Below are 23475 nucleotides of genomic sequence, written 5' to 3'. Positions count from 1 at the left end.
GCTCGGCGCCGAACCGCCGCCCGCCGCCGATCCGGGCGCTCAACCTGCGGCGCGGTCCGCCGTCGTCCGGATCCGCAGCGCCGTCGGGACGGCGATCAGCGCCAGCAGGGCGGTGAGGCCGAACGTGACGCCGAGGGCGGTACCCAGGCCCGCGCCGTGCGTGTGGGCGAGGGCGACCGCGCCGCCGCCGAGGCCGCTGAGCACGGCGACGGCGAACGTCTGGGACAACTGCAACGCCGCGCCGGTGCGGCCCTGTTGGTCCGCCGGGGCCTGGGCGAGCACGGCGGCGGAAGACGCGTTGTACGCCACGCCCATGCCGAACCCGCCGATCGCCCAGCCCACTACGGCCACCTGCGGCGGGATCGCGTCCACCAGAACGGCGCACGCCAACAGCGCGATGCCCGCGCACAACACGATGCTGCCCAGCACGGCGTGGGCCGGGCGCAGCCGGGCCCCGTGCCGGTCGTCCCAGCGGGCCTGGAGGGCCGATCCGGCGACCCAGGTCAGCGCACCCGCCGACAGCCCCAGGCCCGCTTCGACGGTGCCAAGCCCGCGCAACTCGGTCAGCCCGAGCGGTAGGAAGGTGTCGGCGCCGAAGTAGGCCCCCGCCAGCAACCAGCGCATGGCGACGCCCGCCGGCAGCCCGCGCCCGGCACGAATGGTCCCCGGCGGGGTGAGGGCGCGATAGGCGAGCACGGCGACGACGGCGCCCAGTACCGCGAGCACGATCACCGGGACCAACGCCGCGAACTCGAACGCCGCGATCATGATCCCGGTCCCGGCCGCGAGCACCAGGCTCAGGGCGAGATCGGGCAGCCGTCGCAATCCGCGCCCCCGCGCCGCGCCGTCGGCCGCACCCGCGGTTTTCGCCGGTTCGTTCCCGGACCCGCCCAACCCGTGCAGCGCGGGCAGGGTGAGCAGCGCCGCGAGCACGACGGGAATCGGCAGCAGCAGGAACAGCGCCCGCCACGAGAGCCGATCGGCCAGCGCGCCGGCCACGACCGGGCCGACCAGCGCGGGCAGCGTCCAGGCGGAGGAGGTCAGGGCGACCATGCGGGCCTGCAGGTGGTCCTCGTAGGCCAGACCGATCACCAGGTACGCCAGACCCATCACGGCGCCGACGCCCAGGCCCTGGACGAATCGGCCGGCGACGAAGACCCACCAGGTGGGCGCGACCCCGGCCAGTACGCAGCCGGCGGCGAGGAGCGCGAGGGCCACCGCCAGGGGACGCCGGGGGCCGAGCCGGTCGCCCGCCCCGCCCGCGACGACCGCGCCCAGCACGCTGGTCAGCATCAATGCGGACAGGCCCCAGCCGTACGACTCCAAACCGTCGAGGCTGCGGGCGATGCGGGGCATGATCGCGACGACGCCCATCGCCTCGAAGGCGACCAGACCCACCGAGATCAGCAGGCCCAGGGACAACGGGCGATGCTCGCGGTCCCAGGCCCCGGCGCGCCCCGGGGGCTTCGGGGGCGGGGCGGCCTCCTCGGGGGGTTCGGGTGTGCGCGCCGCGGCGAGGTCCGCCGGGTGTGGGCCCGTGTGGGGCTGTGGTTCGAGTTCGCGTTGCCGTTCGGCTGCCAAGGTCGGCTCCCGGGTCGATTCCATTTATGTTCCGTTCCGGAACAGAACGATATTAGATCCGATCTATACTCGTGACCATGGCCACCTCCGATGTCCGACCGATCACGACCGGTCGCGGTCGCCCCCGCGACCACCGCATCGACGAGGCGGTCCTTGCGGCCACCATGCGATTGCTCGAAGAGGGCGGCTACGCCGACTTCACCCTCGAAGGCGTCGCCGTGATGGCCGGCACCACCAAGCCGGCGATCCGCCGCCGCTGGCCGTCCCGCCGGCACCTGGTGATCGACGCCTTGGTGACCGCGATGGGCGATGCCCCCACACCCGACACGGGATGCACACACTGCGATCTGATCGTCGGGATCGCCACCCTCACCACGGCCTTCGCCGGACCGGGCACCCGGCGGGTGTGGCCGGCCCTTGTCGCGGACCTGGCCGCCGATCCGGCGCTGGCCCAGACGTTCTTCGCCCGACTGTTCGATCCGCGCCGCGCCGCCACGGCGGCGGCGCTGCGGCGGGGGATCGCGCGCGGCGACATCCGGCCGGACACGGACCTGGACCTGCTCCTGGACCTGCTGGCCTCCACCACCTACTACCGGGCGTTGTTCGGCCACCTGCCGATCACGGACACACTGGCCGAGGACATCGTGATGATCGTGATGTCCGGCGTGGCCACGGATGCCTGGCGGGCGGAACACCGGCCTTCGCACACGCACGGCTGAACACCCGGGCGCGGCGGGCGGTACAGGTGCCGGGTATTCGTGATGGGCGACGAACCGCCGCTACGCGGACTTCTCGTGCGGGGGTTGCCGCAGGACCACGATCGGCTCGACGCCGTCGGTCACCGTGCGCTCGTTGATCACGACCTTGGCCACGTCCGTGCGGCCGGGGATGTCGTACATGATCGGACGCAGGACGAGTTCCATGATCGCGCGCAGCCCCCGGGCGCCGGTGCCGCGCAGGAGGGTCCGATCGACGATGGCCTCCAACGCCGAGCGGCTGAACTCCAGTTCGATGTCGTCCATCAGGAACAACTTCCGATACTGCTTCACCAGCGCGTTGCTCGGCTCGGTGAGCGTGCGCAACAACGCGGTCCGGTCCAGGCCGGTCACCCGCGCGACGATCGGCAGTCGGCCGACGAACTCGGGGATGAGGCCGAACGCGATCAGGTCGGCCGGCATGACACCGGCGAACACGTCGCCTTCCGGGACGGCGGACCGGGTGGGTCCGGCGGGCGGTTCGGCGGTGAAGCCCATGCCGCGTTTGCCCACGCGCTCGTCGATGATGCGCTCCAGTCCGGCGAACGCGCCGGCCACGACGAACAGCACGTTCGTCGTGTCGATGTGGATGAACTCCTGATTGGGGTGCTTGCGTCCGCCCTGGGGCGGCACCGCGGCGACGGTGCCCTCCAGGATCTTCAGCAGCGCCTGCTGCACACCCTCGCCGGAGACGTCGCGGGTGATCGAGGTGTTCTCGCCCTTGCGGGCGATCTTGTCGATCTCGTCGATGTAGACGATGCCGGTCTCGGCGCGCGGGACGTCGTAGTCGGCCGCGCGCAGCAGTTTGAGCAGGATGTTCTCGACATCCTCGCCGACGTAGCCGGCCTCGGTGAGGGTCGTCGCGTCGGCGATGGCGAACGGCACGTCCAGTAACTTCGCCAGGGTCTGGGCGAGGTAGGTCTTGCCGCAACCGGTGGGCCCGAGCAGGAGGACGTTGGACTTGGCCACCTCGACCGCGCCCGCCCGGTGGTCGCCGGCCCGGACCCGCTTGTAGTGGTTGTAGACGGCGACCGCCAATGTGCGCTTGGCGGCCTCCTGTCCGATCACGTAGCGGCTGAGGAAGTGGTGGATCTCGGCCGGGACCGGCAGGTCGCCGCTCCGGGGCGCGTCGTGGTCCGGGACCGGCTCCTCGTCGATCAACTCGTTGCACAGGCCGACACATTCGTCGCAGATGTACAGGCCGGCGGGTCCGGCGACGAGTTTTCGCACCTGCTTTCGGGTCTTCGCGCAGAAAGAGCACTTCATCAAGAATTCACCGTCGCCGATGCGTGCCATGACCTCGGACCCGTCCCCTCCGGCGCGCGGCCGAATGTGCTCCGTGCCGGCGTTCGGACCCGGCCGGCGCACGTCAAGTGGTCGCAACAGATGGTCTCACCATCCGGATAGTACGGTACTTTGACCGTCGGGGAACGGCGGTGCGCCTGGGCGGGGCGTCCGGACAGGGAGAGCGATGGCCCGGCTGAGCAGGGCGGAGACGCAACAGCGCACGCGGGGCCGGGTGTTGGCCGCCGCTCGCGCCGAATTCGCCGAATTCGGCTTCCGCGCCGCCCGGATCGATGCCATCGCCGAACGGGCCGCACTCACCCGAGGCGCCGTCTACTCCAACTTCCCCGGCAAACGTGCGCTCTACCTGGCGGTCCTTGCCGAACTCGCCCAAGGTCACGGCGAGTTCGTTCCGGCGCCGCCGGGCACGACGATGCGCGAGGCGTTGGGCGCGCTCGCCCGGGCCTGGGTGGCGCGGCTGCCGCACGCCGACACCGATCCGCACGACCTGGCCCGGCTCGGGTCGGACCTGATCCCCGAGGTGTTGTCCGACGAGCGCATGCGCCTGCCGTATCACCAACTGATGAACCTGGACGCGCTGTTGGTGGCGCTCGCGCTGGAGCGCCTGGACCCGCCCGAGACGGTGCCCGGGGCGCCGCCGGCGCGGCGCGTGCGATTGGCGGAGACGGTGCTCACCGCGCTGCACGGGGCGAGTCAAATGGCCGCGGTGGCACCGGGGTTCGTGGAGCCGTTCGACATCGTCACGGCCTGCGAGCGGTTGGCCGGCCTGCGGCTCGGCGACTGGTGGTCGCCGCCGGCCGTGGTCGCGCCCGCGCATCGGGTGGACGAACGTTGGGTGCCGCCACCGGCGTTCGACCTGGTTCGGGCCGAGCCTGCCGATCTGCTCGACGACGGTCTGGTGGCGATCCTGGGCCTGCATCGACTCGCCGCGGCCGAGCAGGCGGTACGCTCCACGCCGCCCGGCGCGGCGGTGACCCTGGTCATGGTCACCGGGGATCCGCAGGAGTTGACCCCGCTGGCCCGGTTGATCCTCGCCGAGTTGTGCGACTGTCTGCGGCGGGCGTTCCCGCGCGCGGCCTGGCCGCGACTGCGGGTGGTGTGCGACGAATCGGGCGCGGTCGCGGCGGCGGCCGGGGTGTCCGCGGTCAGCGACGCGACCGAGACGGCGGTCCGCATCGATGCCGGCCGGATCCTCACCCGAGCCGAGGGGGCCGGCGCCTGCCACGCGGCGGCATCGACCGTGCCCACACCGACACCGTCCGCCACCGGGTAGGCCCTGTCCGGCGGATCTTGGTGGATCGGGCCGCGTCGTCCGGTGCCGTGCATCGGCGTGCCGGAGAAGCAGCCGCATGGTGGTTCCATTCGGCTGTTTCTCCGGTGCGGCGAGGTGCGGTGCCGGGCGGCGCGGACCCGCCAAGATCCGCCGGACAGGGCCTAGCGCGGGTCCGGCCGCCACTCGGCGCCCGCCGGAGGGTCAGCGCGGCCCGTGCGTGTGCAGGTACAGCACCGTCCCGTCGCCGAGTCCGCCGCGTGCGTTCAGGTCGCGCAGGGCCGCCAACGCCTTCGCGGTGTAGACCGGTTCGAGTTCCGGGCCGCCGATCCTTCGGCTGTCGCGGATCATGCGTTCGCCCTCCGGTGTCGGATGCCCGTAGCCGGCGCCCAACCATTCGCGGGTCATCGTGACGTCCTCGGCACGCAGGCCCTCGACCCTGAAGTCGCCGGTCCGTCTGCGCAGCAGTCGAGCGGTCTTGTTCGCCATCTTGGTGATTTGCTCGGCATCCAGGGGCAGTTGATCGTTGACCACGACCCCCGTCACGCGGGTGCGCAGGCCGGCCAGGCGCAGTCCGACGGCGAGGCCCGCGGCCGTACCTCCGCTGCCGACCGGGAGCACGACGTGCGACGGTTCGGGGAGTTCGCCCGCGTCGACCTGTGCGCCGATCTCCAGGCCGCACTCGACGTACCCGAGCATCCCGACCGGTGACGAGCCGCCGGTCGGCAGGACGTACGCGGGCCTGAACCGGCGGCCGACGAACCGTCCGTGACGCAGGATCAGCCACGGCGCGAGCAGCCTGGTGCGGCGCTTGGTGCGGGTGCGGTGGATCGTCGCCCCGGAGGCCTCGAGCCGCTCCGTCTGCAGGCGCACGTGCTCGTCGACCGGCTGGTCCACCAGAGCGAGCGCGACGTCGAGCCCGTGTGCGCGGGCGAACCGCGCCGTCGCCAACCCGTGGTTGGTGCCCAGCGCCCCGAAGGTGAGGATGGTCGGCGACCGCCGCCCCAGCGCCTCGGCGATCACCCACTCCAACTTGCGGACCTTGTTGCCGCCCCAAAGATCGCCGAACCCGCTCTCGTCCTTGATCCACACGTCGGCGGTGCCGTCCGCGAGCCCGGGGAGCCGGCCGACCGGGGTCGGGCGCTCGCCGAGCGGGAGGTAATGGAAGAACGGCGCATCGGGCTGATGCGTGGGAAAACGCTCGTGCAGCAGCGGAGTCTTCACGACATCCAGCCTACGGACCATCGGCGCCGAGGGTGCGTGAAGGAAGATCGAGAGGTTAGCTTAGGCTGTCCTAACAAGCCGCGACATTTTCGGGCTGTACGCAGAAAGAGGTCATCGATGTCTCTCCGGTTCGAGGGCAGGGTTCGCCGCCGATTCGTGGCGCCCGTCGCGGCGGTTGTCATGGCGCTCGTGCTGGGTGCCTGTGGATCGAAGGACGACAAGGACGACAAGTCCGCCGGGACCGATCGCCCCGCCGGGTCCGCGGGTGCCCCCGCTGCCGGCGTCCCCGGCGCCTTCCCGGTCAGCATCAAAAGTGCCCTCGGCACCGCCACGATCACCAAGAAGCCCGAGCGGGTCGTGACGCTGGGGCAGGGCTCGGCGGAGACCTCGATCGCGCTGGGGCGGGTCCCCGTCGGCATCGAGAGCTACGCGTGGGGCAGCGACGGGTCCGGCTATCTGCCGTGGATCCACGAGGCGGTCACCAAGTCCGGAGGCAAGCTGCCGAAGCAGTTCAAGGGCGGCGAAGAACTCGACATCGAGGCCGTCGCCGCGCTCGACCCGGACGTCATCCTCGCGCCCTGGTCCGGCATCACGCAGAAGCAGTACGACCTGCTGAAGGACATCGCGCCCACGGTCGCGTACCCCGACAAGGCCTGGAGCACCGACTGGGACCAGCAGATCGACATCGTCGGCAAGGCGCTCGGACAGCCGGACAGGGCCAAGGAGTTGACCGCCGGGATCAAGCAGCAGCTGGCGGACGCGGCGGCGAGCCGGCCGAACTACAAGAACGTCACCTTCTCCTACATCTACACGACCGGCCCCGGCACGCTCGGTGTCTTCAAGCCCGAGGAGCAGCGGGTCTCCGTGGTCTCCTCGCTCGGGCTCAAGGTCGACCCGATCGTGCACACCTTCCCGGAGACCGACGGCACCGACTCGGCGGTCATCGGACTGGAGAACGCCGACAAACTCGCCGCCAGTGACGTCGTCTTCACCTTCTACACCGACGACAAGACGCGCCGTGAGATCGAGGCCCAGCCGCTCTACGCGTCGATTCCGGCGGTCAAGCGCGGCGCCGTCGTGGCGAGCAACGACAACCCGTTCGTCACCGCGTCGTCGATGATCAACCCGCTGACCGTGCCGTGGGCCATCCAGCGCTACCTCCCGCAGATCGACGCGGCGGTCGCCAAGGCCGGCAAGTAGCCCCGACCGAACCGACGCGCATGAAAGCCGAGAACGAAGTCGCCGACGGCGGGGTGTTGCGGACCACCGCTCTCCTGATCGGGTGCCTCGTCCTGCTGCTCGTCGCGCTCTTCGCGAGCGTGATGTTCGGCAGCAGGACGACGTCCTTCGGGGACGTGGTCGACGTGCTCACCGGCAACGGCGACCCGTACCTGACCACCGTGGTCGAGAGCCGCTACCCCCGGACCGCGCTCGGGGTACTCGCCGGCGCGAGTCTGGCCGTGGCCGGCACCCTGATGCAGGGCGTCACCCGAAATCCCCTGGCCGACCCGGGACTTCTGGGCATCAACGCGGGTGCGGCGGCCGGCATCGTGACCGGCACCGCCTTCGCCGGCGCCACCGGCGGCTGGGCGGCCATGTGGTGGGCGCTGCCCGGCGCGCTGCTCGCCGGCGGGTTCGTGCACATCCTGGGCGGGGGCGGCGCGGGCGGCGGCACCGTGCGCCTCGTGCTGGCCGGCGCCGTGCTGTCCGCGGTGCTCGGCGCGTACATCCAGGCGGTCGCGCTCAGCAAACCCAAGGTGTTCGACAGCTACCGCTATTGGGTCGTGGGCGCGCTGGGCGGGCGCGGGTGGGACGTGTTCTGGTCGGTGCTGCCGCTCGCCGGGCTCGGTCTGGCCGCCGCGCTGCTGCTCGGCCCCGGGCTGAACGCCCTTGCCCTGGGCGACGACTCGGCCACCGCGCTGGGCGGCAACCCGGCCGTACTGCGTGCCGGCGGTCTGGCCGCGGCCACCGTCGCGAGCGCCGCGGCGACCGCCGCCGTGGGCCCGATCGCCTTCGTCGGCTTGGGAGTTCCGCACATCGTGCGGGCCATGGTCGGCACCGACTTCCGACGCCAGATCGCCTTTGCGGCTCTGCTCGGACCGGCCCTGCTGCTCCTCGCCGACGTGCTGGGCCGGGTCCTGCTCCGCCCCCAGGAGTTGATGGTGGGCGTGGTCACGGCCTTTGTGGGCGCGCCGGCGCTCCTGGTCGCGGTACGGCGCATGCGGCCGGCGACATGAGCACGGTCGAGGCCGAACTCGAAGGCGGTGCGGGTGTGTCGGTCGAGGTGCGTCGGCCGCGCGGCCATCTGCGGATCGGGAACCTGGTCGCGCTGCCCGTAGGCGGGGTCACCGTGCTCGCGGCGATCGTCGTACTCGTGCTGACCGTTGCGGCGGCCGTCGCCACGCTGACCCTGGGGCGGCTCGGGATCGCGCCCGGCGACCTGCTGCCGGCGATCTTCGGCGGTGCGGAGGGCAAGGAGAAGTTCGTCCTGAACCGGTTGCGCGGGCCGCGGCTCGTGGTGTGCCTGGGTGCGGGAGCGGCGTTCGGGTTGTCGGGCGCGCTGTTCCAGACGGCCACCCGCAATCCGCTGGCCAGTCCGGACGTGATCGGGCTCGCGAGTGGCGCGGGCGCGGGTGCGGCGATCTTCGCGCTCGCCATGCCCGGCGGCGCGCCCGTGTGGCTGGGCGCGTTGCTCGGGGCGACCGGCGCGATGGGCATCGTGCACCTGGCCACCGGTACCGGGTTCCGTGACCCGGGGCGGCTGGTCGTCGCCGGGATCGGGGTGGCCGCGATCGGGACGGCGATCACCCAGTACGTGGTCTACGTCGTCGAGCGGGACAAGGCGAGCGCGCTCAGCGCGTACGTCAACGGCAGTGTCGCGGCCCGCTCCTGGGACGACGCCACGACCATCGGCCTGGTCCTGCTCGTGGTGGCCGTCCCGGCCGTGGTCCTGTCCCGGCACCTGGATCTCGGCGAGATGGGCGACGAGGTGGCCCGCTCGCTCGGCGGCAACCCGGGCCGGGCCCGAACCTGCGCGGTGGTCCTGGCCATCGTGCTCTCCGCGGGCGCCGTCACCGTGGCCGGTCCGGTGGCCTTCATCGCGCTCACCGCGCCGCAGATCGCCCGCCGGCTGACCCGCGGATCCGGTCCGCACCTGGTGCTCTCCACCCTGGTCGGGATGTTGCTGCTGACCGTCGCCGACCTGGCCGCCCAGCAACTGCCTTACGTCGAACCGCTTCCCGTCGGCATCTACACCCTCGCCTTCGGCGGGGCCTACCTCGGATTCCTACTGACCCGCGAGTGGAGGAGTGGTCGACTGTGACCGCCGAACCGGCCCCGACGTTTGTCGGGCTGAGCGCCCGCGACGTGACCCTGTCGTACGGTCGCACCCCCGTCGTCGAGGGCGTCGACCTCGACCTCCCCGACGGCGGCCTCACCGTGATCGTGGGCCCCAACGGCTGCGGCAAGTCCACGCTGCTCAAGTCGTTCGCCCGGGTGCTGCGTCCCATCGGCGGCACGATCACCCTCGCCGGTCGGGACGTACACGCATACCGGGGACGGGAGTTCGCCCGCAAGGTGGCGCTGCTGCCGCAGAGCCCGATCGCCCCCGAGGGCATCACGGTGCGCGGCCTGGTCCGCCGCGGCCGATACCCGCACCACACGCTGCTGCGCCAGTGGTCCCCGGACGACGATCGCGCGATCGCCTTCGCCCTCGACCGCACCGGCCTCGCCGACCTGGCGGACACCCCGGTGGGCGACCTGTCCGGCGGGCAGCGGCAACGGGCGTGGATCGCGATGGTGCTCGCCCAGCAGACCCCGGTGATCCTGCTCGACGAGCCGACCACCTTCCTGGATATCGCGCATCAGTACGAACTCCTGGAGCTGTGCGCTGAGTTGAACCACGAGGGCCGCACGATCGCGGCCGTCCTGCACGATCTCGACCAGGCCGCCCGCTTCGCCTCGAACCTGATCGTGATGAAGTCCGGCCGCATCGTCGCCGAGGGCCCACCCGACGCGGTCCTGACCGCCGAACGTGTCCACGACGTCTTCGCCCTCCCCTGCGACATCACCCGGGACCCGATCACCGGAACCCCCAAGGTCATTCCCCATACCCGCACCCCGCGGAGCGGTTCGGGCGTCATGCCGAGCGGCGGTACAGTCGCACGGCCTTGACCATGGCGACGGCGGCGGCGGTGGACAGCACGGCGCGGATGCCGTTCCAGATGTTCCAGGTGGTTTCGAAGTCGGTGCGGGTCTTGGTGGGGTCGGCGCTGCCGGCGTGGGCGAGCATCTGGTTGAGAGGGACGTTGATGCCCGAGGTGGTCAGGACCGTGGTGGTGTAGAGGGCCAGGGCGGCGAGGGCCCACTTCATGGCGGTGCCGCCGCCGAGCTTGCGGAGCTTCCAGGCGGCGACGGCGGGGGCGGCCATGGCGGCGGTGAAGACCGCGAAGAACAGCGGGTTCTCGATGCCGGTGTTGATGTCCTGCATGGTGGTCACGAAGTCGGCGTCGCTCTTGGTGCCGAGCCAGGGCATCACGCCCGCGGAGAAGACGACGTAGGTGCCGGCCATCAGGGTGTTGGTGACGGCGCCGGCGGTCAGCCAGAGGCCGACGGTCTTGTGGGTGCGGGCCGTGGCGGTCGAGGCGGCGGCGAGCGTGTGGTCGATGGCGGCCATGATGAACTCCCTTGTGACGGTCGGGTGTTGGGTGTCGGAGCGGTGGCTTTCCCTGGTGCTCCGCCGTGCCGTTCTTTCCGACACCTCAAGATTCGCGGGTGCGCCGGCTTCGAACAACGGCGGATCACGCAACCACCATTAACCCTCGTGTTATCCATCCGGCCGCTGTCTTCGCGAGGCGTGGAACGTCGTGTGGCCCGCCGAGGATTTCGGCGGGCCACACGACGTTTCGATGGATGGGCGGGAGGCTGGACCACAACCGCCCTCCCGGGCGTTCAGCTGCGCCTCGTGCGCCACATGGCCAGGGAGGTCAGCGCGGTCAGGACGGCGCCGGCGAGCAGGATGCCGGTGGGGGAGATGGCGTCGACCACGATGCCGCCGAGCAGTGCGCCGAGGGCGATGGCCAGGTTGAACATCGAGGTGTTGAGGGCGGTCGCGGCCTCGGTGTCCTCGGCGGCCGAGGAGCGCAGGATCCAGGTCTGCACGCTCACCGGCACGCCGCCGAAGGCCAGGCCCCACAGCAGGAGCATCACCGCGCCGCTGACCCGGGTGGTGCCCAGGAGCGGGAACAGGGCCAGGACACCGGCCAGTACCGCGCTGATCGCCACGATCGTGCCGCGCAGGTTGCGGGCCGCGGCGGTGCCGGCGAGGAAGTTGCCCGCGATGCCGGCGATGCCGAAGCCGAGCAGCAGGGGGCCGACCATGCCCTTGTCCAGACCGGAGACGTCCTCCAGGACCGGACCGACGAAGGTGAAGGCGGCGAAGTGGCCGCTGACCAGGAGGAAGGTGGCCAGCACGCCGGTACGCACGGCCGGGTTGCGGAACTGGGCGGGCAGGGCGCGCAGTCGCACCGGTTCGCCGGCCGGGATCGGCGGGACCAGGAAGACCAGCGCGGTGATCACGAGCAGGCCGAGCGCGGCGACGGACAGGAAGGCCACACGCCACGTGGCGAGGTTGCCGATCAGGGTTCCGGCGGGTACGCCGAGGACGTTGGCGGCGGTGGCGCCGCCGAAGGTGATCGCCACGGCGCGGGGGATGTGCGCCTCGGGCACGAGGCGGACGGCGAGGCCGGCCGCGAGGGCCCAGAACCCGCCGATGCCGATGCCGACCAGGAACCGGGTGGCCAGCAGGACGGCGAAGTTCGGGGCGAACGCCGAGCCGAGGGTGGCCACGACCATCAGGGTGATCAGCGCGAGGAGGACCAACCGGCGGTCGAGTCGGCCGATCAGGACGGGAAGTATCGGCGCGGTCGCGGCGGCGACCAGGCCCGGGATGGTGACCATGAGGCCGGCCAGGCCCTCGGACACCCCGAGCGATCCGCCTACGGAGGTCAGCAGGCCGACCGGGAGTTGTTCGACGGTCACCACGGAGAACGTGCCGACCGCGAGGGCGATCACGGCGAGCCAGCGCTTGAGCGAAACCGTCGAGGTGGTGTTGGTGGTGGTCGGATCGGATGGGGCGGTGGTCATGACGGGCTCCTTCTGAGCGCCTGGTGTGTCTTAGCGCTAAGAGAAAACCACGAAACTCGGTGAACGTCAACTTAATGAACGTTGAGATAAATCGGCGGCCGGCGCCCCCATGAGCGGCCCGCCGGGGGCAACCGACGGACACCCCGCGCGGCTCGCCGATTTCGCCCGCGGCGGACAACGCGGAAACGGCGCGGGGTCGCGGCCTACGATGAACCATGGCCGAGACCGCTCCACCGCTTTCGCCCCGCACCGACGACAAGGCACGCCTCGCGCCGGCGCCCGCGCACCTCGCGCCCGCGCCCGCCGCGCCCGCGCCGACGGCCGCGCCTCGCCGCCCGGCCCCCGTTCCGGACCGCGAGCCGCTGTGGCGACACGTGCTCGGCGAACACCTGCGATCGTTGCGCCACGAACGCGGCGAAACCCTCGCCGAGACGGCCGGCCGGGCCGGTCTGTCGCCGCAATACCTCTCCGAGGTGGAGCGTGGCATCAAGGAGCCGTCGAGCGAGATGATCGCCGCCCTCGGTGGCGCGCTCGACGTGACCCTCGGCGACCTGACCATCGCCGTCGCCGACATCCTGACGCGCGCCCGCCCGACGGGCCGTTCCGCCCCGGTGTGCCGCGCCGCGTTCGGCCTGGCGGCCTGACCGCACGCCCTTACGGAGCCGGCGCGTGTCTTCAGACCCCCGCCGAGCTCCACGACGCCCGGCACCGCACCTCGCCGCCCCGGAGAAACAGGCGAATCAAACCACGATGCACCTGCTTCTCCGGCACGCCGATGCACGGCATCCGCCCTTCGGGCTCCTCGCTGCGCTCACGCCGCGAAGTCCGACGGGGGCTGAAGACACGCGCTGGGGCGCGCCGGGCCGGGTACGTCGGTGTCAGCGCGTCACCGCTCCTCCAGCACCATGTCGATCAGGCCGTACTCCTTCGCGCCCTCGGCGGTGAAGACCCGGTCGTGATCGGTGTCCGCGCGCAGGGTGGCCGTGCTGTTGCCGGTGTGCCGGGACAGGATCTGCTCGATGTCCGCCCGCACCCGCACCACTTCGTCGGCCTGCAGGATCAGATCCGGGATGGTGCCGCGACCCTGCGCGGCGGGCTGGTGCAGCACCACCCGCGCGTGCGGCAGCGCGGCGCGCTTGCCCGGCGCGCCGGCCGCGAGCAACACCGCGCCGACCGCGACCGCCTGGCCGACACACGTGGTGGCGATCTCAGAGCGCACGTACCGCATCGTGTCGTAGATCGCCAGCATCGCGCTGGGGTCGCCGCCCTCGCAGTTGATGTAGAACTGGATCTCGCGGTCCTGGTTGTCCGCCTCCAGGAACAACAACTGCGCGACGAGCGCGTTGGCCACGCCCGCGTCGATCGCGGTGCCGAGGTAGACGACGCGCTCCGCCAGCAGATGCGAATACACGTCCATGATGCGCTCGCCGCGCGAGTCGCGGGTGATCACGTTCGGAATGGCGTAGGTGCTCATGACAGGGTCCCCTGGAAGCCGGCGTTGGTGGTGAGGCGGCGCGGGCCGCGCGGCGCGATCTCGGCGAAGTCCGCCACGATCGAGTCGATGAAGCCGTAGTCGAGCGCTTCGCGCGCGGTGTACCAGCGGTCGTGGAGCGAGTCCTCGAAGATGCGCTCGGCCGGCTGCCCGGTGTCCTCCGCGATCAGGCCGAGCACCGTGTCGCGGGTGTGCCGAAGGTCGTTGGCCTGCAACTCGATGTCGACGGCCGTGCCGCCGATGCCCGCGGAGCCCTGGTGCATCAGCACCCGGGAGTGCGGGAGCGCCCGGCGTTTGCCGCGGGTGCCCGCCGAGAGCAGGAACTGGCCCGCGCTGTACGCGATTCCGAGCACCAGCGTGGATACATCGCACGGGATCACCCGCATGACGTCGCGGATCGCGAGCATCGCCGGCACCGAGCCACCGGGCGAATGGATCCACAGCGCGATGTCGGCCTTCGGGTCCTCTGCCGCCAGGGTCAGCAACTGCGTGGTGAGCAGCGTGCCATTGTCGTCGTCCAACGGTCCGTCGAGCAGCAGCACGCGCTGCGTGTACAGGTCGCGTCGGGTGTGTTCGAGGAGGATGGGGCTCTTCGGGTCGTCGCTCATGTCTCCACCCTGAGCCCTCGGGTCGGGTGGCGACGACCGGATCTGCCGTGAGCGGATCTGCTCACAGCAGATGCCCGAGGCTCGCCCGCGCACGACCCGAACGCGCCTACCGCGTCCGCCGATTCGACCGCGCCGCGCCGGCCCGGCAGTCGGATGGTGAACGTCGAGCCCTCGCCGAGGGTGCTGTGGGCGGTGACCTCGCCGTCGTGTGCCCGGGTGAGGCGCTGGACGATCGCCAGGCCCAGGCCGGTACCGCCGGTGCGGCGGTTGCGGGACTTGTCCGCGCGCCGGAACCGAGCGAACACGTGCGGCAGGTCGTCTCGCGCGATGCCCGTCCCGGTGTCCGTCACCTCGAACACGACCGCCGACCCGTCCTCGCGGGCATGCACCGTCACCCGTCCGCCCGCCGGCGTGTGGCGTACCGCGTTGGACACCGGATTGCCCACCATCTGCCGCAGCCGCACCGGGTCGGCGCGCAGTACCGCCCCCGGCTCGCCCCGCACCACCAACGCGACGCCGGCCGCCGTGGCCCGGGCCGGATGCGCCGCGACCACCTGCTCCGCAACCTCGTACGGCGACACCGATTCCAGCCGCAACCCGAGCCCGCCCGCGTCGGCCTCGTCGTCGGCACCCCATGGCGGTGGAGGCGCTGGGCCAGTCGGCTGACCCCGACGGAAGCCCTGTCCGGTGCCTGAACCCGACGTGCCCCCGGCCGCGTGGCCGGGGGCAGGCCGGTGTGCGGGTCAGACGGTCGCGTTCCGTGCGACGTCGTACATCGCCTGGGTCAGGTCACCGAAGCCGTTGGACATCAGGTACGGGCCGTAGGCCCAGTTCGGGGTGCCGCCGTGCACGATCGCCCAGGCCGCGTCCCACCAGGGGGAGGTGCCGGTGGGGTCGGTGAACCGCGAGGTGACCGCGATCTGGGTGCCGGTACCGGTGGCCGGGTCGAAGTTCATCAGCCACGGGCCGCCGCTGGAGCCGGGTGACATCGCCGAGGCCATGTCGTGCGCGAGGCCGACGGTCGAGTCGGCGATGGTGTCGCCGTGCGCGTACATCAGGGTCCGGCCGTCGAATCCGCGTCGCAGTGAGGGAGCGACGCCGAAGTCGGCGGCGGTGCTGCCGTCGCTGTTCTTCGACCAGTACCAGTTGCGGTTGTTGTCGGTCGGGTAGCCGAACTGGTGCAGCGTCAGCGGATTGGCGGCCACGCCGAACGCGATGTTCTCGCCGCCGGTGATCTGCTGGATCGGGGTGGGGTCGCCGGGTCGTTCGACGGTGGCCATGGCCACGTCGCCGCCGGACCGGAAGGTGCTGTCACCGTCCCAGGTGGGGGTGATCCAGGCGCGCGTGACACCCCAGACGCCGTCCGGTGCGACATCCGTGCCGGGCGGGGGCGCGGTGGAGTCGTCGGTGCCGGTGAAGCGGGGCACGTTCGCGCCGTTGAAGCCGGGGATGAACACCGCGTTGACCACGACGTCGTCGCCGAGCGCGCCCCGCAGATTGGCCGTCACCTTGAAGCAGTGGCCCGCGGTGACGATGGTGCTCCGGTTGGCGGCGGTGATCACGTTGGCCGAGCACGCGGAGGGCACGTACTGGCTCGGGTCGAAAGAATTGCGGTACACCATCAGCAATTTGCCGGTGGTCCGCGACACCGTGCCCTGCCCGGCCCACGGTCGGCTGAGGTCGTCCCAGCCGCCCGGCGGCGGGAACGCGTCGGCGCCGTCGGCATTGAGGCCGTACTCGGCGATCCGCGCCAGGTTCCACCAGTTCACCTCGGTCTGCAACATGCCCGCGTGATTGGCCGGGTCGCCGGTGACCAGGCGCGGCAGTTCGACCGGGGCGGTGTCGTCGGCGCGGGCCGTTGTCGGAGCCGCGAACAACGCGGCGGCGGTGAGCCCGAGTACGCCAACGAGTGTGGTGAACCTGTCGCGTAACGTGCGTCGTAGATACATGAAGTGCTCCACATCCTTTCGAACAGGTGGAAAAACAAAGCCTGTTGCTTTCATGACCGGGCGGTCGGTCATAAGGTGGGCGCGACGGGTCCAACTGTCAAGACGACCAGCCGGTTCGGCCGTCGGGAAGTCGAGGTGGGCGATGGCGCGGCCGGCCGGACCGGGACGCGAGGCGTTGTTGCGCGCTGGGCTCGAAGTCGCCGACACATGCGGACTGTCCAGGATGTCGGTGAACGCCGTGGTGGCCGCGGCCGGCATGGCCAAGGGCAGCTTCTACCAGCACTTCGCGGATCGTCGCGGCTATCTCGTGGCGTTGCACCGCAGATACCACGGCGAGATGGAGGAGCGGGTGCTCGCCGCCGTGGCCGGACTCGCGCCCGGCCCCGAACGGGTGATCGCCGGCGTGCACGGCTACCTGGACGCCGGTCTGGCCACGACCGGCACCCGTGCACTGCTGGTCCAGGCCCGCACCGACCCCGACCTGTTCGAGGAGACGCGGGCCCGCAACGCCCGCACCCGGGAGCTGCTCCGGCCCGAACTCACGGCGCTGGGTTGGGATCCACCGGACGCGATGGCCCACCTGCTCGTCGCGATGGTCTTCGACATCAGCCTCGAGGAATTGTTCGCCGGTCGCCGCGACGACCTGCGCGAGGCATTGCTGGCACTGGTCGTGCGCTGATTTCGGCCGCGCCGATCGGCCGCGGGCGCATCACGATTCGACGTTTGCGGCGAGGCGAAAAACCTCCGCGGGCCGGGAGGCAACTGCGCCCGGGGCCAAAGCCGGCCGGAGGTCTTGGTGGCTCGTGCCAACGCCGCTTTCGGGCCGCTCATTATGCTTCGAGGTGTGGCCAATCGAGGAGTTCGGTGATGGTTGTCCCGTTCGACATGACGGAATTCCGACGCACACTCGGACATCTGCCGACCGGCGTCACGGTGATCACCACCACCGGACCGTTCGGTGGTCCCGTCGGAATGGCGTGCAATTCCTTCGCTTCGGTGTCGTTGACGCCCCCGCTGGTGATGTTCTGCGTGGGCAACGAGTCGGCGACACTGATCGACCTCCGACGCAGCGGCACGTTCTGCGTCAACGTCCTCGGCAGCGACCAGGGACGGTTGTGCCGGCAGTTCGCGGTCAAGGACATCGATCGGTTCGCCGATGTGGGCTGGGCCGAGGCGGCGGCCGGACCGGAACTGTCGGACGCGCTCGCCTGGTTGGCGTGCACGATCGACGTCGAGCACGCCGCCGGTGATCACGTGATCATCGTCGGCAGGGTGAACGCACTACGGGCGAACCGCGACGAGCCCGCGCCGTTGGTGTTCCACCGGGGCAGGTTCGGGTCGTTCCATGAGACGGTGGAACCGCTTGCGGCAACCGGGGTCCCGCCCCGGTCGGGGGCCGGTACCAACGGTCGGACCCCGTCGTCCGTACGGAATACATAGTTCACATGGAGTGCCCTTGTTTCCCGAACCGGATGCCGGATTGTTCGAAGTCTACGAATGGAGCCTGAGCCGGGACGGATTCGCGGTCGACGACATCGCCCACGCATTCGGCTTCACGGACCCCGACGCGAGTGAGGCGATCGTCGCCACACTCCTGGGACTCCAGCTCATTCGACCGTCCCACGACCGCGACGCCTGGTTCGTTCCCGCGGATCCGAGCATCGCCTCCGCGAACCTCCTGACCAGGAGCGAACTGGAACTGCTGGAACGGAAACAGGCGACGGGGCGGTTGCGCAACGACCTGGCGCGGCTTTCGTTGTTGTTCCGGTCGAGCAAGTTCGGCAGCCAGTACACGAATTCGTTCGACATCGTGCAAGTACCCGAGACCATCGAGCTGTTGCTGTCCGAATCGGCGGCGAACAGCTCGGACGAAATCGTCTGCATGCAACCCCGGAGCGAGTGGCCGGCCGAGAATCTGGTCGAGGCTCGGGCCCGGGACTTCCACCGGCCCGACACGGGCGTGCCCATGCGCGTCCTGTACCAGCACGCCGCCCGATTCGACACACCGACCCGCGAACACGCGGGAAGGCTGGTCGAATCCGGCGTGGAGGTACGCACGGCCGGGGCGCTGTTCGGCACGATGTTCATCTTCGACCGCACCGCCGCGTACATCCTGGCGAACGGCGAGGACGGCGGCGCCCTGGTGGTGCAGGAACGTTCGCTGATCGACTTCCTGTACTCGTGTTTCGAGCATGTCTGGGCGACGGCGAAGGAGTTCGACACCGGGCGTGCGGAAACCGACCTGATCAGCAACGACATGAAAAAGGAGATCGTCAGGATGTTGATCTCCGGTGCCAAGGACGAGGCCATCGCCCGACGCCTCGGTGTGTCGGTGCGCACATGTCGCAAACACATCGGTCAGGTCATGCAGATGTTCGGTGCGACGAGCCGCTTCCAGTTCGGCTACCTGGTGAAGGAGGCCAACCTCGCGGAGGACGTATAGCCCCCGACCTGCGCGTTCGCATCACGAGTGGGCTTCGTCGAGTGGCGGCGGGAGAGCTTCATCAAGTGGAAGTGCAGCTTGATGAGCGGGTCGCGGGCTGGAGTCCGCCGGTCCTGCGGCACAGACTTGTAAGCCGTGAGAACGATGCGATCGCGGAGATTCTCGTGGAACCACCAGGGGGCGATATTCCGAACTCCGGTGGCGCGGTGGGCCGCGCCTGACCGGATCGCACGCACCGGATCCGGGCCGTCGTCCCGGAAGCGGATTTCGTAACAGTCATCGCAGGGAACGGCCTTGCAGTCGGCGTCGCGGCGATGCGACTCGGTCGACCTGACGATCCATGCCCGTATTCGGCCCGCGCTTTTGCGCGCGCTCCTTCCTTCCCTTTTTCCTTCCTTCTCGACTTCGGACAACCTTCCTCCGGAAAAGCTTCCGCATGCACAACGCACAAGCTGGGGTGATGATGAGCGGGTCTGTCGTTCGTGACATCGGCCGGGGATCGCCCTGGCCTCGCGCCGTCGCGGCACGGTCGGAAGTGGTCGGCCGATGACCGGCAACGGGCGCGCGCCGCGGCTCGCGGTGTTCGGCGCCGGCGTGATGGGCATCGGCATCGCCACCCTCGCCGTCGCGCGGGGCGTGGCGGTCACGCTCGTGGACGTGGACCGGGCGCGACTGGACACGGCACGCACGCGGTTACGCCACGAACTCCGGCTCGCGCGGATGATGGGAGCGCTCTCTCCGGGTGCGACGATCGGCGACCTGCACCTCGCCGACGCGGCGACGGCGGCCGCGGACGCGACCTGGGTGATCGAGGCGATCACCGAACTCGCCGGGCTCAAGGCCGACGTGCACAAGGAGATCGCCGCCGTGGTCGCGCCCGGCACCCTCCGCGTCACCAACACCTCGTCGATCCCCGTCGACGAACTCGCCGACCAGGTCCCGTCCCCCGAGGACCTGGTCGGCATCCACTTCATGAATCCGCCGTACCTGATCGGCACGTTGGAGATCGTGCGCGGACCGCGCACCGGCGAGCGGGCGATGTCGGCCGTACGGGATCTGCTGTCCACCCTGGACCGCAAGGGCATTGTGGTCGGCGACGGCCCCGGCTTCGTCACCAGCCGGCTGCTGCACCGCATGATCAACGACGCGGCGAACCTCGTCGAGGAGGGCCGGGCCGGCGTCGAGGACGTCGACGCGCTGATGGAGGGCTGCCTGGGACACCCGACCGGACCGTTGCGCACGGCCGACCTGATCGGCATCGACAACCTCGTCGACTCGTTGTGGGTGCTGCACGAACGCACCGGCGACGAGGGATGCCGCCCCAGCGAACTGCTGCTGCGCAAGGTCGCCGAGGGCGAGCACGGCCGCAAGACCGGGCGTGGCTTCTACCAGTACGGAGCGTTGTGATGGCCGGCCAGGTGGAGTTGGACGAGCGCCTGCTCGCGTACGTGCGCTCGGTGTCCCTGCGCGACGACGACATCCTGCGCGACCTGGTCGCCGAGACCGCGTCCATGCCCATGCTGGATGCCATGGTCACCATGCCCGAGGAGGGGCAACTCCTGGCCCTGCTTGTCGGGTTGACCGGTGCCCATCGGGTGTTGGAAATCGGCACGTTCACCGGCTACGGCACCCTGTGCATGGCCCGGGCGCTGCCACCCGACGGGCGCATCGTCACCTGCGACATCAACGAGCGCTGGACCCGGATCGCCCGGCGCTACTGGGACCGTGCCGGCGTTTCGGACCGGATCGAACTCCGACTCGGGGACGGCACGGAGACCATGGCGGCCCTGCTCGCCGAGCACGGCCCCGAAACCTACGACCTGGTGTTCATCGACGCCGACAAGACCGGCTACGCGCGTTACTACGAGGACGCGCTGACCCACCTGCGGCCCGGCGGCCTGATCGTGCTCGACAACACCCTCTACTTCGGCCGGGTCGCCGACCCGGAGGCGGACGACCCGGACACCAGGGCGATCCGCGAACTCAACGCGGCGCTGTTCGCCGACGCCCGGGTGGAGCTGTCGATGCTCGTCATGGCAGACGGGATCACGCTCGCCCGCAAGAACAAGGTGCGATGAGAAAGGGACTCTCCCATGACGGACTCGACAACACGCTCGACGACGGACTCGACCACGTTCGAGCCGGCCGACTCGACCACGGATCTGCCGGTTGCCGCCATCGAGGAGCGCATCGGCGCGTTCCTGACGGCCAAGACCAAGACGACCTGGGAGCGGGAGGTGGACCTGTTCGCCTCGGGCGCGGTGTCCTCGCTCTTCGCGATGGAACTGGTGGTGTTCGTGGAGAGCACCTTCGACATCGAGGTGGAGGGCCCCGACCTCGCCCTGGACAACTTCCGCACCCTGCGCTCGATGAGCGCGCTGGTGCTTCGACTGCGCGGCGGGGGCGACGGTGCCTGACCACCTGAACGCGCTGGTGACCGAGACGGTCGCCGACGCCGCGAGCGGGTGGGACGTGGCGGGCGAGATCCCGATCGCCGTCCTGCGCGCACTCGGCGCCAAGGGCGTGTTGTGCGCCGAGACCGAGCAGAGGTTCGGCGGCCTTGGCCTGTCCTGTACCGACAACGGCGAACTCACCGCGCACACCGGCGCGTTGTGCAGCTCGCTGCGCAGCGTGATGACCTCCCAGGGCATGGCCGCGTGGACGATTCGACGCTTCGGGAACCGGGCACAGCGCGAGGAACACCTGGCGCGACTGACCGGCGGCGAACTGGCCGCGGTCGCGTTCAGCGAACCGGCCGCCGGGAGCGACCTGGCCGCGATGAGCACCGGGATCCGGCGCGACGGCGCCGACATCGTCGTCCACGGCACCAAGACGTGGATCACGGCCGCCGACTACGCCGACTGGATCGTGGTGTTCGGCCGGTACGAGGGCGGCGGCGCGGTTGCCGTGGTGCCGGCGACGGCGCCCGGAGTGCGGGTGACCCGGGTGGCCCACCCGATGGGCTGCCGCGCGGCCGGACACGCCACGGTGGAACTCGACCACGTGCGGCTGCCCGCGGAGCACCTGCTCGCCGTGGCCGGCCAGCCGATCGTCATGCTCACCACCATCGCGCTGACCTACGGCCGGTTGTCGGTGGCCTGGGGTTGCGTCGGCATCCTGCGCGCGTGCCTGACCGCGGTCGCCCGACACGCAGCGACCCGCGAGCAGTTCGGCAAACCCCTCCTCCAACACCAACTCGTCGCCCGTCACCTGGCCGAGCTGTACGCCGCGGAACGCACCGCGACGTTCGCCTGCGAGCGGGCGAGCGGCAGCCGCGACGAGGGATCGCCCGAACAGGTGCCCGCGTCGGTCCTGGCCAAGCACGTCGCGGCCGGCCATGCCACACGCGGCGCGGCGTCCGCGCTCCAGGTGCTCGCCTCCGCGGGGGCGGCGAGCGGACACGTGGTCGAACGCGCTTACCGGGACGCGAAGTTGATGGAAGTCATCGAAGGCAGCAACGAGATCTGCCAGCTGATCCTCGCCGAGCACGCGGCGTCGTCGGCGGGCTGAACCGTCGTACGAAACGGGAGCTGACATGTCCGAAGCACAACCGGTCGTGAAGTGCCTGATCTGGGACCTCGACAACACGCTGTGGCGCGGCACACTGATCGAGGACGGCCACGTCGAGGTGGACGAGGCCGTACGCAAGGTCGTGGTGGAACTCGACGCGCGTGGAGTATTGCAGGCCGTCTCCAGCCGCAACGACCACGACGAGGCATGGGCACGGCTCGAGGAACTGGGCCTGGCCGAATACTTTGTTCTGCCCCAGATCGGCTGGGGCCCGAAGTCGGAGTCGGTGCGCCGGATCGCCGAGCGGCTGAACTTCGCGACCAGGACGATCGCGTTCATCGACGACCTGCCGACCGAGCGCGCCGAGGTCGCCTACCACCTGCCCGACGTACGGTGCTACCCGGCCGAGCAGGCCGAGGCGCTGCTCGACCTGCCCGAGTTCAGCCCGCCGGTGGTTACCGTCGACGCGCGTCGCCGCCGGATGATGTACCGGGCCGGGTTCGAGCGGGACCGGGAGCGGGAGCAATACAGCGGCGCCGACGAGGAGTTCCTGCGCTCGCTCGACCTGGTGATGCGGATCGCCGAGGCCCGGGACGAGGAGATCACCCGGGTCGAGGAACTGACCCTGCGCACCAGCCAGATGAATGCCACCGGCGTGCACTACTCGGACGCCGCGCTGCGCGCCCTGGCCCGCGACGAGGACCACGACGTGCTGGTGGTCTCGATGAGCGACCGCTTCGGTCCGCACGGGGCGGTCGGGGTGATGCTGATCGAGAAGACGCCGCAGACCTGGCACATCAAACTGCTGGCGACCTCCTGCCGGGTCGTCTCCTTCGGCGCGGGCGCGGTACTGCTGCGCTGGCTCACCGACGCCGCAGCCCGGGCCCGGGTGCACCTGGCCGCCGACTTCCGGCGTACCGAGCGCAACCGAATGATGGAAGTTGCCTACCGGTTCGCGGGATTCGCCGATGCGGACTGCACCTGCCTCGCCTCCTTCCCGCCCACCGAAGGCACCGAGGTCCTGCATCTGGAACCGGTCCGCCAGGAGCCGCCGACGACCATGCGGGTCACCGCCCCCGACCCGCAGGCCGGCGGCCGGGAAGCGGAATGGGCGTAGGGCGTTGCCTCAAGCCCTGACCGCGCATCGATCCGAAGTCGCGTATCGATCCCAAGGCGCGTATCGATCCGACGGAT

24 protein-coding genes are annotated in these 23475 nt (G+C 70.6%); 15 read left to right on the top strand and 9 right to left on the bottom strand.

Annotation, left to right across the window (positions count from 1 at the left end):
* Window positions 1-39: 39 nt before the first annotated feature.
* Window positions 40-1605, bottom strand: coding sequence for an MFS transporter (locus ACFXKZ_RS15085; RefSeq protein ID WP_380000385.1), 1566 nt, complete (start codon window positions 1603-1605; stop codon window positions 40-42).
* A gap of 53 nt (window positions 1606-1658) precedes the next feature.
* Here ACFXKZ_RS15085 and ACFXKZ_RS15080 point away from each other — a divergent pair, with 53 nt between their 5' ends.
* Window positions 1659-2300 carry a TetR/AcrR family transcriptional regulator gene (locus tag ACFXKZ_RS15080; RefSeq protein ID WP_380000382.1) on the top strand — a complete coding sequence of 214 codons (642 nt, stop codon included), beginning with the start codon at window positions 1659-1661 and terminating at the stop codon, window positions 2298-2300.
* 60 nt (window positions 2301-2360) lie between these two features.
* Here the strand turns inward: ACFXKZ_RS15080 and clpX are convergent, their stop codons facing one another.
* Entirely contained in the window at window positions 2361-3632 is a 1272-nt protein-coding gene (gene clpX, locus ACFXKZ_RS15075; protein ID WP_380000380.1) for an ATP-dependent Clp protease ATP-binding subunit ClpX, read from the bottom strand.
* 175 nt (window positions 3633-3807) lie between these two features.
* Here clpX and ACFXKZ_RS15070 point away from each other — a divergent pair, with 175 nt between their 5' ends.
* Window positions 3808-4914, top strand: a complete 1107-nt coding sequence (locus ACFXKZ_RS15070) for a TetR/AcrR family transcriptional regulator (protein ID WP_380000378.1) — start codon at window positions 3808-3810, stop codon at window positions 4912-4914.
* A gap of 201 nt (window positions 4915-5115) precedes the next feature.
* Here the strand turns inward: ACFXKZ_RS15070 and ACFXKZ_RS15065 are convergent, their stop codons facing one another.
* On the bottom strand, window positions 5116-6135 hold the full coding sequence (locus tag ACFXKZ_RS15065) for a 1-aminocyclopropane-1-carboxylate deaminase/D-cysteine desulfhydrase (protein WP_380000375.1): 1020 nt from the start codon (window positions 6133-6135) through the stop codon (window positions 5116-5118).
* A gap of 117 nt (window positions 6136-6252) precedes the next feature.
* Here ACFXKZ_RS15065 and ACFXKZ_RS15060 point away from each other — a divergent pair, with 117 nt between their 5' ends.
* Genes ACFXKZ_RS15060 through ACFXKZ_RS15045 form a run of 4 tightly spaced genes read left to right on the top strand, consistent with a single transcriptional unit; the run spans window position 6253 to window position 10308 of the window.
* Entirely contained in the window at window positions 6253-7335 is a 1083-nt protein-coding gene (locus tag ACFXKZ_RS15060) for an iron-siderophore ABC transporter substrate-binding protein (RefSeq protein WP_380000372.1), read from the top strand.
* A gap of 20 nt (window positions 7336-7355) precedes the next feature.
* A complete protein-coding gene (locus tag ACFXKZ_RS15055; protein WP_380000370.1) occupies window positions 7356-8372 on the top strand; it encodes a FecCD family ABC transporter permease in 1017 nt (338 codons plus the stop codon).
* On the top strand, window positions 8369-9457 hold the full coding sequence (locus ACFXKZ_RS15050; protein ID WP_380000368.1) for a FecCD family ABC transporter permease: 1089 nt from the start codon (window positions 8369-8371) through the stop codon (window positions 9455-9457). The genes ACFXKZ_RS15055 and ACFXKZ_RS15050 overlap by 4 nt, the downstream gene beginning before the upstream one ends.
* The gene (locus tag ACFXKZ_RS15045) at window positions 9454-10308 is read left to right on the top strand and encodes an ABC transporter ATP-binding protein (RefSeq protein WP_380000366.1); all 855 of its coding nucleotides are present in this window, start codon (window positions 9454-9456) and stop codon (window positions 10306-10308) included. Before ACFXKZ_RS15050 ends, ACFXKZ_RS15045 begins: the two co-directional genes overlap by 4 nt.
* Here ACFXKZ_RS15045 and ACFXKZ_RS15040 read toward each other — a convergent pair.
* Both ACFXKZ_RS15040 and ACFXKZ_RS15035 read right to left on the bottom strand, forming a co-directional pair.
* Window positions 10274-10810, bottom strand: a complete 537-nt coding sequence (locus ACFXKZ_RS15040) for a DUF1772 domain-containing protein (RefSeq protein ID WP_380000364.1) — start codon at window positions 10808-10810, stop codon at window positions 10274-10276. The genes ACFXKZ_RS15045 and ACFXKZ_RS15040 overlap by 35 nt on opposite strands.
* Window positions 10811-11085: 275 nt before the next feature.
* Window positions 11086-12279, bottom strand: a complete 1194-nt coding sequence (locus ACFXKZ_RS15035) for an MFS transporter (protein WP_380000362.1) — start codon at window positions 12277-12279, stop codon at window positions 11086-11088.
* Window positions 12280-12494: 215 nt separating this feature from the next.
* Here ACFXKZ_RS15035 and ACFXKZ_RS15030 point away from each other — a divergent pair, with 215 nt between their 5' ends.
* Window positions 12495-12923, top strand: coding sequence for a helix-turn-helix domain-containing protein (locus ACFXKZ_RS15030; RefSeq protein WP_380000360.1), 429 nt, complete (start codon window positions 12495-12497; stop codon window positions 12921-12923).
* A gap of 242 nt (window positions 12924-13165) precedes the next feature.
* On the opposite strand, the gene ACFXKZ_RS15025 is transcribed toward ACFXKZ_RS15030, so the two are convergent.
* The 4 genes from ACFXKZ_RS15025 to ACFXKZ_RS15010 form a co-directional block, all read right to left on the bottom strand.
* A complete protein-coding gene (locus ACFXKZ_RS15025) occupies window positions 13166-13753 on the bottom strand; it encodes a ClpP family protease (RefSeq protein WP_380000358.1) in 588 nt (195 codons plus the stop codon).
* Entirely contained in the window at window positions 13750-14379 is a 630-nt protein-coding gene (locus ACFXKZ_RS15020; RefSeq protein WP_380000356.1) for a ClpP family protease, read from the bottom strand. Before ACFXKZ_RS15020 ends, ACFXKZ_RS15025 begins: the two co-directional genes overlap by 4 nt.
* Complete coding sequence (locus ACFXKZ_RS15015) at window positions 14376-14960, bottom strand: sensor histidine kinase (protein ID WP_380000354.1); 585 nt, start codon at window positions 14958-14960, stop codon at window positions 14376-14378. The genes ACFXKZ_RS15020 and ACFXKZ_RS15015 overlap by 4 nt, the downstream gene beginning before the upstream one ends.
* Before the next feature lie 162 nt (window positions 14961-15122).
* Window positions 15123-16328 (bottom strand): trypsin-like serine peptidase, encoded by a 1206-nt coding sequence (locus ACFXKZ_RS15010; protein WP_380000352.1) that lies wholly within the window; start codon window positions 16326-16328, stop codon window positions 15123-15125.
* On the opposite strand from ACFXKZ_RS15010, the gene ACFXKZ_RS15005 reads away from it, so the two are divergent.
* The 8 genes from ACFXKZ_RS15005 to ACFXKZ_RS14970 all read left to right on the top strand — a co-directional run bounded on the left by ACFXKZ_RS15005 (window position 16327) and on the right by ACFXKZ_RS14970 (window position 23398).
* Window positions 16327-17007, top strand: coding sequence for a TetR/AcrR family transcriptional regulator (locus tag ACFXKZ_RS15005; protein WP_380000350.1), 681 nt, complete (start codon window positions 16327-16329; stop codon window positions 17005-17007). The genes ACFXKZ_RS15010 and ACFXKZ_RS15005 overlap by 2 nt on opposite strands.
* Window positions 17008-17195: 188 nt before the next feature.
* Window positions 17196-17768, top strand: a complete 573-nt coding sequence (locus ACFXKZ_RS15000) for a flavin reductase family protein (protein ID WP_380000348.1) — start codon at window positions 17196-17198, stop codon at window positions 17766-17768.
* 16 nt (window positions 17769-17784) lie between these two features.
* Window positions 17785-18771 carry a LuxR C-terminal-related transcriptional regulator gene (locus tag ACFXKZ_RS14995; RefSeq protein WP_380000346.1) on the top strand — a complete coding sequence of 329 codons (987 nt, stop codon included), beginning with the start codon at window positions 17785-17787 and terminating at the stop codon, window positions 18769-18771.
* Between the two features lie 546 nt (window positions 18772-19317).
* Window positions 19318-20178: a 3-hydroxyacyl-CoA dehydrogenase family protein gene (locus ACFXKZ_RS14990; protein ID WP_380000344.1), complete on the top strand. Its 861-nt coding sequence runs from the start codon at window positions 19318-19320 to the stop codon at window positions 20176-20178.
* Window positions 20178-20849, top strand: a complete 672-nt coding sequence (locus ACFXKZ_RS14985; RefSeq protein WP_380000342.1) for an O-methyltransferase — start codon at window positions 20178-20180, stop codon at window positions 20847-20849. Before ACFXKZ_RS14990 ends, ACFXKZ_RS14985 begins: the two co-directional genes overlap by 1 nt.
* Window positions 20850-20864: 15 nt before the next feature.
* Window positions 20865-21188 carry an acyl carrier protein gene (locus ACFXKZ_RS14980; protein ID WP_380000340.1) on the top strand — a complete coding sequence of 108 codons (324 nt, stop codon included), beginning with the start codon at window positions 20865-20867 and terminating at the stop codon, window positions 21186-21188.
* Entirely contained in the window at window positions 21181-22281 is a 1101-nt protein-coding gene (locus ACFXKZ_RS14975) for an acyl-CoA dehydrogenase family protein (RefSeq protein ID WP_380000338.1), read from the top strand. Before ACFXKZ_RS14980 ends, ACFXKZ_RS14975 begins: the two co-directional genes overlap by 8 nt.
* A gap of 25 nt (window positions 22282-22306) precedes the next feature.
* A complete protein-coding gene (locus ACFXKZ_RS14970; protein WP_380000336.1) occupies window positions 22307-23398 on the top strand; it encodes an HAD-IIIC family phosphatase in 1092 nt (363 codons plus the stop codon).
* Window positions 23399-23475 lie beyond the last annotated feature (77 nt).

Source organism: Embleya sp. NPDC059237 (genome assembly GCF_042754105.1).
GTDB lineage: Bacteria > Actinomycetota > Actinomycetes > Streptomycetales > Streptomycetaceae > Embleya.
The sequence above is the reverse complement of the archived record's forward strand: the minus strand, read 5'-3'. Positions and strand labels throughout refer to the sequence as shown.